This window comes from Streptomyces sp. NPDC047525, from assembly GCF_040643025.1.
Taxonomy (GTDB): Bacteria; Actinomycetota; Actinomycetes; order Streptomycetales; family Streptomycetaceae; genus Streptomyces; species Streptomyces durmitorensis.
Map to the genome: position 1 here is coordinate 177730 of NZ_JBEYTL010000001.1, position 14981 is coordinate 192710.

Consider the following 14981-nt stretch of genomic DNA (forward strand, 5'->3'; position numbering starts at 1 on the left):
CCGGGCAGGATGTGACCATGCATCGTCAACAGATCAGCTCCATCGCCCACTCCGGCCACCCCATCGCCGCTCCGCTGAACGACGATTCCGTGCACGCGCTCCTCGACCGTGCCCTGCCGCACGGCGAGGCACGGCTCCTCGATCTCGGGTGCGGTTCGGGCACTTGGCTGGCGCGCGCACAGGCCATGCGCCCTGAGCTCCGTGCCGACGGCGTGGACAACGACGCGGGGGCCATCGCCACTGCCAGGCGTGCCGCTGACGACGCGGGTCTCGGTGACCGGGTCGCGTTCCACGTCCAGGACGCCGCGGAGTTCACCTCCCCGCACCTCTACGACGTGGTGGTCAGCGTCGGTGCCGCACACGCCTTCGGTGGCCTGCTGCCCACCTTGAAGGCCGCCGGCCGTCACCTCTCCCCCGGCGGGAGCATCCTCGTCGGCGACGGCTTCTGGGAACGCGAGCCCGGCCAGGCGACCCTCGACGCCGGTTTCACCACTGATGAGTACGCCGACCTGGCCACGACCGTCGACCACGTCATGGCCGACGGATGGATCCCCGTCCACGGACACGTCAGCACCCTCCAGGAGTGGGACGCCTACGAATGGTCCTGGACGGGCGACCTCTCCCGATGGGCCCTCGACCACCCCGAGCACCCCGACACCGCCCAGGCTCTCGAAGCCGCCGCCGCACACCGCGACGCCTGGCTCCACGGCTACCGGGGCACACTCGGATTCGTCACCCTGCTCCTGCGCCAGGCGCCCACGCCCTGACCGCTGTTCAGGCCTGCGGCTGCGCTCCCGGGTCCTCGCTCATGAACTCCGTGACCAGCTCGGGCGGGTTGGCGGCCGCGGTCAGCGCGAACATCTCGTCGGGGTCGAACATGTTGTAGAGGATCACCGGCAGGGGCCGCCCGAAGACGCCGACGAGACGGCCGTCCGCGTGGAGTTGACGCGCCAGGTCGACGCAGAGCGCGTTGAAGCGCTCCGCGAGCTGTTCGTCGCGCTCGTCCTGTTCCTGCTCGGAGAGGTCGTCCTCGTCCTCGTACCAGAGGTCTTGGACCACCGCTTCCCGCCGGTGCAGGTCGGCGCCGACCGGATCGTGTTCGGGATGGTGGCCGACGATGCGGATGCCCTCAAGGCCTGACGGCGGGAAGTAGGCGTAGTTCCAGCGCGCCTCCCACGGCTCCGAGGAGCTTGTCTCCGCGAGCAGCCGGGCCACCTCGGTCTCGGTGTTGTAGCCGATCGCCACGTAGGGGTGTCGGGGGTCCTGGTCGACGCTGTCGACACGGAACGTGACCACGTAGATGTCGGAGATCAACTCGTCGGGGAACTCGCCCAGGGCGCGCAGCGCCATCTGCTCCAAGTGGAGTCGGAATGTCGTCAACGGCTCTTCTCCTCTGCCGTGTGGCGGGCCAGGTCCGCAGCGTCGAAGGATGCCATGTCCCTGCCTGCACCGTCGATGATCCACCAGTCCCGGCCGAGGTTGGTCTGGTAGGCGGTGGCCAGGACGAGTTCGTCGCGGGTGTCCCCGTCGAAATCGGCCGCGCTCACAGGACTGCCCGTCCAGTGCTGTGAATTCAGGGGATCGGGGTCGGGCACATGGCGTGAGCGGGGCACATGACGCCATGGCTGGGAGCCGAGGCCGGGAGAGGAGCCGCCCCGCAGGATGTCGACGCTGCCGCTGTCGCCCCAGCGGTCGCCCGCGCTGTGCACCGCGAGGTCGTCGCAGCCGTCGCCGTTCAGGTCTCCGGCGACCAGACCGATGCCGAAGCCGCCCTTGCGGGCGCCGCCCTCGATGACGACGCGGGCTTCGGGCGCCTTGCCGTAGCGGATGGTCACCGTGCCCTTGCGGTCGGCCGGTTCCAGCTCCTCGTCGTCGGGAATGCCGCTGTCGCCGAGGGCGATGTCCGGCCACTGGTCGCCGTCGAAGTCGCCGACGGCGATGCTTTCGCCCTTCGGCAGCCGTTCGGGCTCCTTGCCGAGACCGGTCGCCGTGTCGGCTCCGCCGGTCAGGAGCAGCGGCGTGCCCGGCGCCGCCGGCTCGTAGACGAAGAGGTCGGTGGCGCGGTCGCCGGTGGCCTCCGCGGCGATGAGCTGGAGGTCGACCACCGCGTTGGCCCCGCGTGGGTCCGGGTCGGCGCGCTCGCTGGTCCGTGCGGGCTCTCCCGTACGCGTGAACGGGCCGTGCAGCACCACGAGGCGCCGCTTGTCCGTCTCGGTGCGGAAAGTGGCCAGGTCGGCGTGGCCGTCCCCGTCGAAGTCACCGGCCACCGGCTGGTCACCGTAGACGCCGTGGCCCTTGCCGTCGATCGCGGACTCACCCTTGCCGACGTGCGGCAGCCGGACGCGGGCGGGCCGGTGAGCGGGGTCCGGGCCGTCGGGGCCGCCCCACTGCACATGGGCGCTGCCACCCGCGACGAGGTCGAGGTGTCCGTCGCCGTCCAGGTCGGCGACGGTGGGACCGGACAGTCCGTAGGACATGCCGTCGTGTGCGGGCAGCCGGAAGTCCTTGGGCGTGAACACCGTCCGGTGTCCGGGGCGCGGACCGTGCGCCGAGCCATACACCAGGGCGATACGGCCGGTCTCGGAGACGTCCCCATTACTGGCCGGCACCTCGGCGGCCAGGTCGGGATGGCCGTCGCCGTCGAAGTCGGGAGCGGGTGTGCCCACCTGGCCCGCGGGTCCGGACGTGCCGGCCGGCGCCGACGGGCGGCAGGCGCTGTCCGGGATCGGCGGGCGGACCTCGTGGTTGTGCGCACCCGTGGCGGTGCCCATCACCAGTGCGGCGGCGAGGAGGCCGAGCCCCCCTCGCCGCCGCAGGCCCTTGCAACTGCCCTCTGCCCGCTCGTGCTTCATGGGGCCACTAGATCCGATGTACGCGCCCGGTACCAAGGCCCGAGATCACTCCGTTACGCCACCCCGACCCACGTCCCGGTGCCCGTGCGGGGCAACACGCCCCGAACGACGGGCACTTGCTCAGTCGATGACCGCTGTGGCTTCGACCTCCACCAGATGGTCGGGCACGTCCAGCGCCGCCACGCCCACCAGCGTGCCGGGCGGCACCGGAGTGACCCCCAGTTTCGCGGCCGCCCGCGCGACTCCCTCCCCGAAGAGAGGCATCTTGTCGGGCGTCCAGTCGACGACGTACACGGTCATCTTCACCACGTCGTCGAAGGAACCCCCGGCCGCCGCCAGGGCGGTGGCGACGTTGAGGTAACACTGCTCGACCTGGGCGGCGAGGTCTCCTTCGCCGACGGTGACCCCCTCGGCGTCCCAGGCGACCTGCCCGGCGACGAACACCAGCTTCGACCCGGTCGCGATGGACACCTGCCGGTAGGCATCGATCTTCGGCAACCCGTCGGGATTCACCAGGGTGATGGCCATGCTGCCTGTCTCCTCGTCCTGAGAGCCCGCGGGCTCGCTTCCGCCGAACCGAGACACTCGTGGTCTCCGGCGGTTACTGGGAAACCCTAGGAGAGTGGCCGTTGACCTGGAAGAACGCACTTTCCGGTGACTGGGTAACCGTAGGGTGACCATGGAGTTCAGGGGCTTGCGCGCTGACGAAGACGCCTGCGGCGACGCCGCAAGCACCGATGGCCGACGATGTCAGGATGACTCGACCTCGACCTCGACCCCGGCCGCCCGGACCCCGACCTCGCACACGTGTCGCCGCCTACGTGGTCCGGCACCGCGCCGTTCCCGAAATCCTGGTGTTCGACCACGTCGACATTCCCGATGCAGGCACCCAGATTCCTGCGGGAGGGGTCAGACCGGGTGAAGGGCTGGAAGAAGCCGTCCTTCGTGAGGTCACCGAGGAGACGGGGCTGCTGACAGCCACCGTGGTCCGGCAGATCGCCGTGGAGGACAAGCCTCACCCCGAGACGGGACAGCCCCGCCGGACCACGTTCTTCCTGCTGCAGGTGCCGCCAGACACCTCCGATGCCTGGGAACACCACGTCGACGGCGACGGGGACGACGCCGGTCTTGCCTTCGCCTGCTGGTTCCTCCCGCTCCCTCTCAGGCAACCCCTGGCCGACCGCCAGGACGCTTGGCTGGGCCACGTCGACCCGCGATTCACCACGGTTGCCGACAACAGCCCATGACATGACCGGCCGCCGCAACCCCTGCGCGGTGTGCGTCAAGGCCGAAGGTGCTTCAACGTGAATTCGGGCGTGGCGTAGGCGCCGGCTTGCGGCGCTGCGGGGTCGGTCGGAATGTCTGCGCCCGGGATGTGTGCCGCGTGCGATTCGGCGTCGTCGAGGGGTGTGTAGTCGAGTTCCGTCCTGGCCGGAAGCTCCCAGAAACGCCGGGTGTTGCCGGAGACCGCGTACACGGCGGTGAAGCGCGTGGTGGGCGGGGCGGTCAGCGCGGCCCGGATGTAACCGACAGCGTCGCGGGGGCTCAGCCAAGTCGCCAGGTGACGTGGCTCGGTGGGCGCCTGCTCGAAGCTGCCGATGCGCAGGCAGATCACCGAGAGCCCGAACTTGTCCGCGTACAGCTGGCCCAGGGCCTCGAGCGCCACTTTGCTCACCCCGTACAGACCATCGGGGCGGGCGGGCTCCCGGGGGCCGGTGAGGTGTCCGGTGGGGTAGAAGCCGGTCAGACGGTTGCTGCTGGCCAGCACCACCCGTTCGATTCCAGTGCGCCTCGCGGCTTCCAGGACGTGGTGGGTGCCGAGCACGTTGGCTTCCAGCAGGTCGGGAAGGGGTGCCTCGTCCGGCACGCCGCCCAGGTGGAGCACGCAATCGACTCCCGAGAGCGCCGACTCCACGGCTTCCGCGTCCCGCAGGTCGACGGTGTGTGCCTGTTCGTTGTCGGCCACCGGGGCGATCGGGACGCGGTCGAGCAGCACCAGCCGGCCCGCCTCGTGCCGCAGCGCCTCACGCGCCACCGATCCGATGTTCCCTGCCGCTCCCGTGATGGCCACCGTTCCGATTGTCACTGCTCTCCCCCTCGCATCTCGACGGTCACCTGATCCTTCAGTCGTGATGCTCCCACTGCCGGGTGGTGCGGTCTTCTCCGTACGGATCACAGGTCCACGACGATGCGCGGGGAACGCGCACGGGATACGCAGGGGTACATGCGGCCCGTGGGAGCGCCGATGTCGTCGCGGTGGTCGATCTCCCCCTCGACGACGGCGAGTTCGCAGCTGCCGCAGACGCCCTCCCGGCATCCGGCGGGCAGCGGGTACCCGGCGTGGGTCAGGGCGTCGAGCAGCGACTCGTCGGCGGGTACCGGCACCGTCCGGCCCGATCTGCGGCACACGGCCTCGAAGGCGGTGCCGGGGCCGAACGTCCTCGGCGTCGGACGGAACCGCTCCGCGTGCAGCCGTTCCGCGGGGAACACCTCCTGCGCCGCGGCCAGCAGAGGCGCAGGACCGCAGCAGTAGACCAGGGTGTCCTCGTCCAGGTCCGCGGCCAGCGCCCCCAGATCCGGCCTGCCCTCGCTCCGGGTGGCGACGACGCGCACCGAGTCCCGGTGTTCGGCGAGCAGTTCGGCGGCGAAGGGCATGGCGTCGAGCGACGGCCCCACGTACACCAGCTCGGCGGGCACACCCGCACGCGCGGCGGCCCGCAGCATCGGCACGACGGGGGTGATGCCGATCCCACCGGCGAGGAACAGGTACCGCGGCGCGGGCAGCAGCGGGAAGTGGTTGCGCGGAGTCGAGAGGGTGAGGGGGCGGCCCCGGCGCAGGAAGCGGTGGATGTACTCCGAGCCGCCCCGGCTGAGGCGGTCGTGGCGTACGGCGACGCGGTAGGTTTCCCGCTCGGCGGGGTCGCCGCACAGGGAGTACTGCCGGGTGAGCCAGTTGGGCAGGCGGAGGTCGATGTGGGCGCCGGGCTCCCAGGGCGCGAGCGGGCCCTCGGTGCCCCTCAGGGTCAGGGAGACGACGTCCTGCGCGACGCGGTCGATACGGTCGACGACGGTCGCTTGTGTCGGTGATGTCATCGGCGGTTGTCCTTCGGGTCTGGTCAGTAGAGCTTGCGGTAGCCGTCCTGGAACTTGCGCTCGATCTCCTCCGGGGGGATGTCCAGGCCGAGTTGCTCGACAGCGACCTCGCCGACCGATGGCATCTCGTCGGCGAGCGACTGGCTTTCGGGGTCCCACAGCCGGGACCGGATGAGGGCGCGGCCGCAGTGGAAGTACACCTCGGTCACGTCGACCACGACGGCCAGGACCGGCCGCCTGCCCTCGGCCTCCATCCGGGCGAGGACATCGGGGTCGTCGGTGGCGTGGGCGCGGCCGTTGACCCGCAAGGTCTCGCGCATGCCGGGGATCAGGAAGAGCAGTCCGATGCCGTCGTTCTCGGCGAGGTTGCCGAAGGAGTCGGCGATCTTGTTGCCGGGCCGGTCGGGGATGGCGAGGGTGCGGTCGTCGAGGACTTTCACGAAGCCCGGGTAGTCGCCCCGGGGTGAGCAGTCGGCACGCCCCTCGGCGTTCGCTGTCGCCATCGTCAGAAACGGCGAGTGGGCGATGAACCGGCGGAAGTGCTTGTCCAGACGGTCGGTCTTCTTCGACGCGGTCATGGCGTCGGGCTCACCCAGGCGGGCCCGGACCTCGTCCGGGGCGACCCACCGGGGGCGGGTGGCGGCGTACGTCATGAAGGGGTCCTTCCGGGGGTTCGGCAGGAGGGGCGGGCCGGCGGTCGCGGCGGTCGGCGCACTGCGCGCACCTCGCCCACCTGCGACCGTCACTGACGGCTCCGCCGCAGTTCATGGCACTATTGTGAGCAATTACTCAGGTCGTTCGCTACTCGCTTTTTGCGGTGCTGACCAGGAGGTTCCATGCCGTCCGACCGACGCGGACTCGCCCCACGTAAACAGCCCCGGCAGATCCGGGCCGAGCTGACCCGTGAGCGCATCCTCGACGCGGCTGCTCACGTTTTCGGCGAGTACGGCTATGCCGCGGGGACCACCAACCGGATCGCCGAGCGGGCGCGGGTCTCGATCGGTTCGCTGTATCAGTACTACCCGAACAAGGACGCGATCCTCGTCGAGCTGGTGACCCGGCACCTCGACTCCGGCGGAGCCGCCGTCGCGCGCTCCCAGGCGCAGGAGTTGCCCGACACCCTGGAGGGGGTGCTCCGCCTCTTCGTCCGGACCGCGATCGACAACCACCTCGACGATCCGCGGCTGCTGCGCGTCATGGCGGAACAGGCCCCGCGGTCCGCCGAGTTGCTCGCGAAGGTGGAGGCCCACGAGACGGAACGCTTCGCGTACATCGAGGAGTTGCTGGCGAAACACCCTGAAGTCCGGGTGACGGACACCTATACCGCCACCCGGCTTCTCGTGACGACGGTCGAGTTGGTGGTCCACAAGGTCATCGCGGCACCCGACCCCATTGACGTGCGCCGGTTCGAGGACGAACTCGTGGCCATGCTCCACCGCTATCTCACCGGCCCGTCCGAGACGGCGGGATCCGGTACGGCATGACGCACGGTCGGTCCGAGGTCTTCCCGGCGGCAAGTTCAGCGCGAGGACCCCGAGATCTGCACGCGGCGGCTCTCCTTGTCGGAGAGGAACTCCGCCAGTGCCCGCCCCTCCTCTGCGACCGCGGTCGTTTCGGCGCGGGAGAAGCGGCCCAGCGGTGCGACCGTCACGGTGCCGTCCTCCACGGTCCAGGTCGCGGCGACCCTGCCGTCGACCAGGACGACGCGGGCGCCGGAGACCGAAAGGCCTCGGTGGGCGTCGTCGATGATCCGGGTACGGTCCTGGAAGCCGAGGATCGCGTTGTCGAATGCAGGCAGGAACCTCACCGGGGCGGGGGTGTCGGGGTCCGGGCGTGGCGCGTCGGGGAGGTCGAGGAGTTCCCTGCCCCGCTCGTCCCTGAAGGTGACCAGCTCCTCGCGCAGCGCGGCGACGGCGGCCGGCAGTCCGGCAAGTCCGCACCAGGCGCGCAGGTCGGCCGACGCGGCGGGGCCGAACGCCGCCAGGTAGCGCCGGAGCAGCGCCTGCCCCACGGGATCGGCGCCGTCCGCGGACAGCGGGGCGACCTCGCGCCCCAGCAGGGACGACAGCGGGGCGTTGCGCACTCCTGCCTTCGTCCGCCAGAGGCCGCGCGGCGACAGCTGCGCCATCGGGACCAGGGCCATCAGCATCTCCCCCAGTGCCCGCGGCCCCGGCGTCGGCCAGCGTTCGGCGAGCGCCCGCGCGAGTTCGGTCATCGAACGCGGCTCGCCGTCGGCCATGACCGCCCGGCCCGCTGCCGCGAGCTCGTCGAGGTCCGTCCCGTCGAGCTCGCTGCGGTAGACCCCGAGCACGCGTTGGCGCAGCATCGCGTCGTGGCGGGCGCGCCAGGCCAGAGCGTCGTCGGCGGTGACGAGGTGGACGGTGCGGCGCATTAGGTGGGTGCGCACCACGCGCCGCTGGACGAGGTGGTCCGAGAGCTCCGTCGGGTCGAAGCCGTCAAGCCGCGACCAGAGGCCGACGAACGGCTCCTGCGGTTCCTGCGCCTGCAGACCCCCGAGGTGCGCGACGGCGTCGACGACCGGTACGTCGGCGCGATCGAGCAGCAGCTGCCGGGCGAGCGTCGCGCGGTTGAGCGCCCGGTTGTCGAGAACGGTCATCGGGATACTCCTGCGGTGTGCTGGGCGGTGGACCTCGGGCGCTTCGAGCAGTCTCTGGCGCTTCGAGCAGTAATGCCGCGGAACCGGACCGACCCGGCGGCGACACGCGGCCACCGCCCGACCGGCCCCCTTCGCTCCGCGCTCAGGTCGACTTCTGGCCGTCGAGCGTCTCGCGCAGGATGTCCGCGTGGCCTGCGTGCTGCGCGGTCTCGGCGATGACGTGCATCAGCACCCCGCGCACACTGCGTACTGCACCCGGCTCGTGCCAGGGCGCCTCCGGCAGCGGGTGCACGGCCGCAAGGTCGGGTACGGAGGTGATGATCTGCTCGCTGCGGGCGGCGACCTCCTCGTAGCGCGCGACGATCCCGGCCAGTGTCTCGCCGGGCAGCATCCGGAAGTCGTTCTGGTGGTCGATCGCCCACTGCGGGAACTCGCGGGCGGTACCGGCCGCGAGCTCCTCCCAGCTGACACCGTCCGGCAGGTCGTAGCGCATCGCCGACGGACCGTCGACGACGAAGCGCAGCCAGTCTTCCTCGATGGACGCGACGTGCTTGATCAGGCCGCCCAGGCACAGTGCGCTGGCGGTCGGGTGCTCGCCCGCCTGCTCGTCGCTGAGTCCGCGCACCGTGTTGGTCAGGGCCGATCGCGCGGTGGCGAGCGCGACGAGCAGGTCGGCGCGCTCGGCATCGAGGGGCCTGGGGTGCGTGGGGTGCGTGGGGTGCGTGGTCGTGGTGGTCACAGTGATCGGGCCTTCCGGTCGTGCTCGTTGTCTGGCACGACCGACTCTCGCAAGAGAAGCGGCCAGGTTGTGGCCGCTTCTCGGGGCAGCATGAAGTCATGCCGAAAACCTCAGGGCGCCTGCTCTCGCTGCTCTCCCTGCTCCAGACGCGCCGGGAGTGGCCAGGGGCGCTGCTGGCCGAACGGCTGGCCGTCAGCCCGCGCACCGTGCGCCGTGACGTCGATCGCCTGCGCGAGCTCGGCTATCCCGTCGCGGCCATCAAGGGACCCGACGGGGGCTACCGGCTGGACGCGGGCGCGGAACTGCCCCCGTTGCTGTTCGACGACGAGCAGGCCGTCGCCCTGGCCGTCGCGCTCCAGATCGCCACCACCACCGGCGCGGGCATCGAGGAAGCCGCGGCGCGTGCGCTGGCCACCGTCCGGCAGGTCATGCCCGCCCGGCTGCGCCGCCGTGTCGACACGCTCCAGGTGACCGCCGTCGAGCGGCCGTCGACCCGGCCGAACCCGCAGGTCGACAGCCGCGTGCTCCTGGCGCTCGGCGCCGCCGTGCACGCCCGCGAAGAGCTGCGCTTCGACTACGCCCCCGTCTCCCCGCCGGACACCGACGACGGCGGCCCCGCCGGTCCCCCGCCTCGCCGGGTGCAGCCCCACCACCTCGTCACCTGGGGCGGGCGCTGGTATCTCGTCGCATGGGACCTCGACCGCGAGGACTGGCGCACGTTCCGCGCGGACCGGATCACCCCGCGTACGCCGACCGGGCCTCGCTTCAGCCCCCGCGATGTGCCCGGCGGCGATGTGGCCGCCTTCGTCGCCGGCAGGTTCCAGGGCTCCGACGGCTCGGGCGACTGGCCCTGTCGCGGCGAGGTGATCCTGGACCTGCCCGCGGCCGACGTGTCCCGCTACTCCCGCGAGGGGATCGTCGAGGAACTCGGCCCGGACCGCTGCCGGCTCGTCCTGGGCTCGTGGTCCTGGCCCGGCCTCGCCGCCGCCATCGGCATGTTCGACGCCGACATCGAGGTCGTAGGACCGGCCGAACTCAAGGACGCCTTCGCGCACTTGGCCCGCCGCTATGCCGATGCCGCGACCGACGCGCCCGGTCGGGGTGAGCGACCCGGGTGACCGCCGCCCCCCCCCTGCGCGGAACCTCAGCGCGCCTCGGCCAGCCGCCCCGGGAACGGGAGCCGTGTGATCGCGGCGGCCGCCGCAAGACCGAGCGTGACGCCGACGGCCGTGGCAAGGGTCGCCTCCCACGCCGCGTCGAGCGAGCCGGGCAGGACGGCGCCGGTGAGGCGGCTCGCGGCCAACAGGACGACCACTGCGGCCAGTGCGGCGGGCCAGCGGTGTCGTACCCCACCGATGATGTCGTCGACGGCGTTCAGGACGAGCAGCACCGCCATGAGGTAGGAGCCGCCGAATTCCTCGTCCCAGCCGGTCGCCGTGACCACGGCCCCGACCGCGAGCACCGCCAGCCATATCCCCACCAGCCGCCCGTAGGGCGTGGGGGGCTTTCGCGCCGCGGTTGTGGCGTGCCCCAGAGAGGCGAAGGGCTGATCTCGGCGCGCGCTACTTGTTCGGGTCCCGGAAGCGGCCGAACGCCTTGGTCAGGGCGCTCAGCGGCGAGCCGTCCGCCTTGACGTGGCCCGGCGCGCCCGACCGGGGCACACCGTCGCCTCCGGTCACCTCGGCCAGCGCGGCCTGCGCCGCCTCGGCCGCCTGCTGGTACAGGTCACGGGAGTTCGTCATGGCGTCGAGCGCCTCGGCGTACTTGGTGACCATGCCCTGCGCGTGGGCCAGTTCCTCGTCCGGCGTGAGCAGATGCCAGCCCTGGCGCAGCTGTGTCAGGGCCCGCTCGGCCTCCGCGGGCAGCGGTCGCGGCAGTACGGCGAACTCCTTGATCCTGTCGAGGAGTTCGGTCGGCTCCGAGCCGTCGAGGAAGACGCTGCGCACGGTGAAACGCTCCGCGTCGTAGTCCGGACCCTGCGGCGCCGTGGGCAGGACGACGGCGCCGCCGCGCGGCATCCGTACGCTCAGCTCCCGCTTCATCGCGAAGTCGGCGATCTGTGCCTGCTCCGGCGTGCCCCGGTGCTCGATCACCCGGTGGCGCAGGCTCGGCGGCAGGAACATCGAGATCGGCTGCTGCCCGATCGCGTCCGGCGTCATCGCCTCGTGCACCACGACATGGATGTACCAGCTCTGCCGGGTGCAGTCCCGCAGCCGGTGGCGCAACTCGTCGTCGTCCTTGGGCAGGTGGTTCGTCGTCCGCAGGCGCACGCCCCCCACCGTGTCGTGGTCCCAGGCGACCCGGTCGCTGTCGGGCCAGAACATGAGGGCAGGCGAGGGCCAGTACGCGTCCCACGCCCGCTCCGCCTCGGCGGCGAGGACCCAGGCGACGCCCTCGCCGTCCTTGCGTCGGGCCTCGGGGTCGTACAGGGTCAGCTGCGCGCGCACCGTGACGTCGTCGGCCACGCGCCAGCGGGCCTCGAAGAGGCGGCGGGCCGACGGGCCGGGGTCGGCGGACTCGTCCCGCGGGTGCAGGACGGTGGAGCGCGCCGCCTCGACGGGGTCGAGGTCCAGGAAGTCGTCCAGCACCCCGGCCGCCTTGAGGGCGATCAGGTTGCGCCGGACGTCCTGCTCGGGCTCGGGCCCGAGGTGGCGCCCGCGCCCCAGCCACGCGGTGTCGGGGACGGTGGTCGAGGAGCTGCTTTTCTTGGCCATGAATTCGTTCTGTGAGTGGTCGGGGCCCGACCAGTATGGCCCGTGGACCTGACGAGGGAAGCGGTACCCCGTCCACGGCTCCACCACGCCGGACGGACGGTACGTAGAGGCATCAAGCCGCTCCGATCCAGCCATCACAGGTCAAACGGGGGCGGCCTCAGGGCCCAACGAACTCACCGCGAACCGGCAACGGTGTCACGATGGCGGAAGAGGGGACGGAGCGGACACCTCCCCCCGGCCGGAGAGTGGTGCGCGATGAGGTTGGTGCTGCAGGAGTTCCTGTCCCTGGACGGCGTGTACCAAGGCCCGGGGGCGCCGGACGAGGACACCAGTGACGGGTTCACCCGGGGCGGCTGGTTCGTGCCGCACCTGGACGAGGAGTTCGAACGGGTGGCGGGCACCTGGCTCGGCGAGGCGGACGCGTTCTTGTTCGGCCGCCGCACGTATCTGAACTTCGCACGGGACTGGCCGAAGATGACCGAGCACCCGTTCGCCGGCATCTTGAACGGCCTGCCCAAATACGTCGCCTCCCAGACCCTGACCACGGCCGAGTGGGACCCGACCACGATCCTGTCCGGCGACATCCCCGCCCGGGTCGCCGAGGTGAAGCGGCAGCCCGGGCGTGAGCTGCAGATCCACGGCAGCGGCCGGCTCGGCCAGTCCCTGCTGGCCGCCGGCCTGATCGACGAGCTGCGGCTCGCGATCGCCCCCGTGATCGTGGGCTCGGGCCGCCGCCTGCTCCCGGACGGCGGCGCGCCCGCCGGACTGCGGCTCCTGAGCAACGAGACGACTCCGGGCGGACTGGCGATTCACGTCTACGAATCGACGGGGCGTCCGGAGTACGGGACGTACGGGGGCGGCGCGTAGGCGTTCCCGCGCAGGGCGGCAGGGGCGGCAAGGGCGGCAGGGGCATCAGCCGCCGCGCTTCAGGCGTACGACGACGGGGGCGCCGAAGGGGTCGCCGGACTGGTTGACCTGGACGTGTCCCGCGCCGAGCCACTCGTCGGTGCCCGGCACCCGGTGGATCTCCTTCAGCCACAGCGACTGGTTGGACTCCTTGCGGGCGCCGGTCGACAGGGGCAGGCGGTGGCGCTTGATCTTCACGCAGCGGCCGCCGTCGGTGACGTACCAGTTGCCGTCGAGGAACAGCCCCTTGTCGTCCTGACCCACCGGGGTCCGCAGGGCGCAGCCGCCGGGCGCCTCCTCCTGCTCGACCCACTTCGAGCCCTCCCGGCGCAGCCGGATGAACTCGTCCTCGGGTTCGTTCTCGACCTCACCGTGGTTGAAGGAGTTGCTGCCGTACGCGCGCACTTCACCGCTTTCGAGCGCGAAGACCTGGCCGAGGCCCGCGCCGGGCTCCGGCGGGAGGGGCTCCTCGAAGCGGGCCTGCGGGGTCTCCACCGCCTTCCAGGACGTGCCGTCCCAGTGCATCGACGCGGGCTGGCTGTAGCTCTCGCCGGAGCCCTCCATTTCGGTGCCCGGCCCGGTCGAGCGGCTGCCGACCGCCCAGACGTCGTCCGGTCCCACCACGGCGAGGTCAGCGGCGTCGTAGGGCAGCCGGGTCGTGGTCCAGCGGGTTCCGTCCCAGTGCTGGGCGGTCCGCTCGCTGTCCTTGGCCCAGATGTTGTTCGGGTCAGCGCCCTCGAAGTCACCGGGATGGCCCGGCGGGGGGTTCGGCACCGCGGACCAGCGGGTGCCGTCCCACCGCGCCCAGCGGCGCAGGACAGCGCTGTCCTCGGAGCCCTGCGGCCGCAGCCACAGTGCTTCCTCACCGACCTCTTCGAGCAAGGGCGGGTAGACACCGGCGCCGAGAGCTTCGGGGAGGGGCTCGCGCTTCCACTTCGTGCCGTCGTAGTGCAGCAGGTGCGCGTTGGACTCGCCGTTGTTCTCGGTCGCGACCGCCCAGATGTCGTCCTCGGCCAGGACTGCGACATCGGTGAGCTCTCCGCTGAAGTCCGCGATGTGCTCGAACTCCCAAGTCAGCGCCCCCGCGGGTTCCTTGGCGCTGCCGCCCCCGCCGCCGGAGCCCGTGTCCCGGGAGCCTGTCGGCCCGGATTCCGTGCCACACCCCGCGGCCGTGAGCACAGCGGCCAGCACGACGGCGGCCACCGCTCCCCGGTGCCTGATTCCCACAACTCCGCGAATGATCGCTCCCCCTTGTCGCTCTCAGCGAGCGCGCAGCCTACCCGGTGGGTCTTTGCCGCACGTGCCCTGGCCCTCCAGGCAGGCGCCCGGAGTGCTTGAGCTAGCGACAGGGAACACCCTGGAGACAGGCAGACCGCGCCGATAGTTGTCCACGCACACTCGGACGCGGACGTGATCAAGTCCCCGTCCATCCCCTGAGAGCTCTAAGCCGGGCCGGAATCGCCGGCGAAATGCGACAACACCATCTCGACCAGTGCGTCGACGTCCGCGTCGGCCATCGGCTCGCCGGTCATGCCCATCCGGTGGAGCAGGACCCCGACCACGACGTCGATGAAGAACAGGACCCGGTGCTCCGGCTCACCGAGCGCGTCCTGGAGCGCGAGTCGGTAAGGGTCCTGCAACCGCGTGGACAGGATCTCGCGCAGGGCAGGGTCGCTCACGGCATCGCTGAACACGCCGGCGAACGCGTCGCCCACCCCCGGCTCGCCGACCTTCGCCGCGACCCAGCGGATGGTCGAGGACATGAGCTCGGCCCGGCCGGCGCCCGTCAGCGGCGCCGGGCCGAACGCGTCCAGGAGGCAGTCCACGATCAGCGCGCCCTTCGACGGCCAGCGCCGGTAGACCGTCGACTTCGCGACCCCGGCCGCGACAGCGATGCGTTCGACGGTGGCGCGCGCGTAGCCGAGCTCGTGGACCGTGCTCAGGGTGGCGGCGAACACCACCTCGTTGACCCCGGTACGCGGGCGACCGGGCGGTCTGGCGGATGTGGGCGATGGCATAGCCACACGGTACCTGGTTTCGCTACCTTAGGTTTCGATACC

17 protein-coding genes are annotated in these 14981 nt (G+C 71.4%); 5 read left to right on the forward strand and 12 right to left on the reverse strand.

The annotated features are described in order from the left end of the window. Positions 1-17 precede the first annotated feature (17 nt). Positions 18-767: a class I SAM-dependent methyltransferase gene (locus ABZ833_RS00825; RefSeq protein WP_361039186.1), complete on the forward strand. Its 750-nt coding sequence runs from the start codon at positions 18-20 to the stop codon at positions 765-767. 7 nt (positions 768-774) lie between these two features. Here ABZ833_RS00825 and ABZ833_RS00830 read toward each other — a convergent pair whose 3' ends face one another. From ABZ833_RS00830 to ABZ833_RS00840, 3 genes are all read right to left on the reverse strand, one after another. Further along, a complete protein-coding gene (locus ABZ833_RS00830; protein WP_361039189.1) occupies positions 775-1380 on the reverse strand; it encodes a hypothetical protein in 606 nt (201 codons plus the stop codon). Further along, positions 1377-2852 (reverse strand): FG-GAP and VCBS repeat-containing protein, encoded by a 1476-nt coding sequence (locus ABZ833_RS00835; protein ID WP_361039191.1) that lies wholly within the window; start codon positions 2850-2852, stop codon positions 1377-1379. The genes ABZ833_RS00830 and ABZ833_RS00835 overlap by 4 nt, the downstream gene beginning before the upstream one ends. Positions 2853-2972: 120 nt before the next feature. Beyond that, complete coding sequence (locus ABZ833_RS00840; protein WP_361039194.1) at positions 2973-3380, reverse strand: RidA family protein; 408 nt, start codon at positions 3378-3380, stop codon at positions 2973-2975. Between the two features lie 227 nt (positions 3381-3607). On the opposite strand from ABZ833_RS00840, the gene ABZ833_RS00845 reads away from it, so the two are divergent. Continuing rightward, positions 3608-4099, forward strand: coding sequence for an NUDIX domain-containing protein (locus ABZ833_RS00845; RefSeq protein ID WP_361041265.1), 492 nt, complete (start codon positions 3608-3610; stop codon positions 4097-4099). A gap of 35 nt (positions 4100-4134) precedes the next feature. Here the strand turns inward: ABZ833_RS00845 and ABZ833_RS00850 are convergent, their stop codons facing one another. The 3 genes from ABZ833_RS00850 to ABZ833_RS00860 form a co-directional block, all read right to left on the reverse strand. Next, positions 4135-4923, reverse strand: coding sequence for an NAD(P)-dependent oxidoreductase (locus ABZ833_RS00850; RefSeq protein ID WP_361039196.1), 789 nt, complete (start codon positions 4921-4923; stop codon positions 4135-4137). A gap of 101 nt (positions 4924-5024) precedes the next feature. After that, positions 5025-5945, reverse strand: coding sequence for a PDR/VanB family oxidoreductase (locus tag ABZ833_RS00855; protein WP_361039199.1), 921 nt, complete (start codon positions 5943-5945; stop codon positions 5025-5027). A 23-nt stretch (positions 5946-5968) separates the two neighbouring features. Then, positions 5969-6598 carry an MSMEG_1061 family FMN-dependent PPOX-type flavoprotein gene (locus ABZ833_RS00860; RefSeq protein WP_361039201.1) on the reverse strand — a complete coding sequence of 210 codons (630 nt, stop codon included), beginning with the start codon at positions 6596-6598 and terminating at the stop codon, positions 5969-5971. Between the two features lie 183 nt (positions 6599-6781). Between ABZ833_RS00860 and ABZ833_RS00865 the strand changes: the two genes are divergently transcribed. Beyond that, positions 6782-7429: a TetR/AcrR family transcriptional regulator gene (locus ABZ833_RS00865; protein WP_361039203.1), complete on the forward strand. Its 648-nt coding sequence runs from the start codon at positions 6782-6784 to the stop codon at positions 7427-7429. Between the two features lie 35 nt (positions 7430-7464). On the opposite strand, the gene ABZ833_RS00870 is transcribed toward ABZ833_RS00865, so the two are convergent. Together ABZ833_RS00870 and ABZ833_RS00875 are read right to left on the reverse strand one after the other, a co-directional pair. Further along, positions 7465-8562 carry a winged helix DNA-binding domain-containing protein gene (locus tag ABZ833_RS00870; protein ID WP_361039205.1) on the reverse strand — a complete coding sequence of 366 codons (1098 nt, stop codon included), beginning with the start codon at positions 8560-8562 and terminating at the stop codon, positions 7465-7467. A 142-nt stretch (positions 8563-8704) separates the two neighbouring features. After that, a complete protein-coding gene (locus ABZ833_RS00875; protein ID WP_361039207.1) occupies positions 8705-9301 on the reverse strand; it encodes a DinB family protein in 597 nt (198 codons plus the stop codon). Between the two features lie 98 nt (positions 9302-9399). On the opposite strand from ABZ833_RS00875, the gene ABZ833_RS00880 reads away from it, so the two are divergent. Beyond that, positions 9400-10419, forward strand: coding sequence for a YafY family protein (locus ABZ833_RS00880; protein ID WP_361039209.1), 1020 nt, complete (start codon positions 9400-9402; stop codon positions 10417-10419). Between the two features lie 26 nt (positions 10420-10445). Here ABZ833_RS00880 and ABZ833_RS00885 read toward each other — a convergent pair whose 3' ends face one another. Together ABZ833_RS00885 and ABZ833_RS00890 are read right to left on the reverse strand one after the other, a co-directional pair. Continuing rightward, on the reverse strand, positions 10446-10781 hold the full coding sequence (locus ABZ833_RS00885; RefSeq protein WP_361039211.1) for a hypothetical protein: 336 nt from the start codon (positions 10779-10781) through the stop codon (positions 10446-10448). Positions 10782-10863: 82 nt separating this feature from the next. After that, positions 10864-12015, reverse strand: coding sequence for a hypothetical protein (locus ABZ833_RS00890; RefSeq protein ID WP_361039213.1), 1152 nt, complete (start codon positions 12013-12015; stop codon positions 10864-10866). Positions 12016-12270: 255 nt separating this feature from the next. On the opposite strand from ABZ833_RS00890, the gene ABZ833_RS00895 reads away from it, so the two are divergent. Then, positions 12271-12882 carry a dihydrofolate reductase family protein gene (locus ABZ833_RS00895; RefSeq protein ID WP_361039215.1) on the forward strand — a complete coding sequence of 204 codons (612 nt, stop codon included), beginning with the start codon at positions 12271-12273 and terminating at the stop codon, positions 12880-12882. A gap of 45 nt (positions 12883-12927) precedes the next feature. Here the strand turns inward: ABZ833_RS00895 and ABZ833_RS00900 are convergent, their stop codons facing one another. Then, positions 12928-14124 (reverse strand): hypothetical protein, encoded by a 1197-nt coding sequence (locus tag ABZ833_RS00900; protein ID WP_361039218.1) that lies wholly within the window; start codon positions 14122-14124, stop codon positions 12928-12930. 239 nt (positions 14125-14363) lie between these two features. After that, on the reverse strand, positions 14364-14939 hold the full coding sequence (locus ABZ833_RS00905) for a TetR/AcrR family transcriptional regulator (protein WP_361039220.1): 576 nt from the start codon (positions 14937-14939) through the stop codon (positions 14364-14366). Between the last annotated feature and the right edge of the window lie 42 nt (positions 14940-14981).

Excerpts from the sequence above, each read along its gene's own strand:
- ABZ833_RS00855 (WP_361039199.1), bottom strand. The coding sequence starts at position 5,945 with ATGACATCACCGACACAAGCGACCGTCGTCGACCGTATCGACCGCGTC.
- ABZ833_RS00870 (WP_361039205.1), bottom strand. The coding sequence starts at position 8,562 with ATGACCGTTCTCGACAACCGGGCGCTCAACCGCGCGACGCTCGCCCGG.
- ABZ833_RS00865 (WP_361039203.1), top strand. The coding sequence starts at position 6,782 with ATGCCGTCCGACCGACGCGGACTCGCCCCACGTAAACAGCCCCGGCAG.
- ABZ833_RS00840 (WP_361039194.1), bottom strand. The coding sequence starts at position 3,380 with ATGGCCATCACCCTGGTGAATCCCGACGGGTTGCCGAAGATCGATGCC.
- ABZ833_RS00825 (WP_361039186.1), top strand. The coding sequence starts at position 18 with ATGCATCGTCAACAGATCAGCTCCATCGCCCACTCCGGCCACCCCATC.
- ABZ833_RS00905 (WP_361039220.1), bottom strand. The coding sequence starts at position 14,939 with ATGCCATCGCCCACATCCGCCAGACCGCCCGGTCGCCCGCGTACCGGG.
- ABZ833_RS00845 (WP_361041265.1), top strand. The coding sequence starts at position 3,608 with ATGACTCGACCTCGACCTCGACCCCGGCCGCCCGGACCCCGACCTCGC.
- ABZ833_RS00880 (WP_361039209.1), top strand. The coding sequence starts at position 9,400 with ATGCCGAAAACCTCAGGGCGCCTGCTCTCGCTGCTCTCCCTGCTCCAG.
- ABZ833_RS00890 (WP_361039213.1), bottom strand. The coding sequence starts at position 12,015 with ATGGCCAAGAAAAGCAGCTCCTCGACCACCGTCCCCGACACCGCGTGG.
- ABZ833_RS00895 (WP_361039215.1), top strand. The coding sequence starts at position 12,271 with ATGAGGTTGGTGCTGCAGGAGTTCCTGTCCCTGGACGGCGTGTACCAA.
- ABZ833_RS00835 (WP_361039191.1), bottom strand. The coding sequence starts at position 2,852 with ATGAAGCACGAGCGGGCAGAGGGCAGTTGCAAGGGCCTGCGGCGGCGA.
- ABZ833_RS00860 (WP_361039201.1), bottom strand. The coding sequence starts at position 6,598 with ATGACGTACGCCGCCACCCGCCCCCGGTGGGTCGCCCCGGACGAGGTC.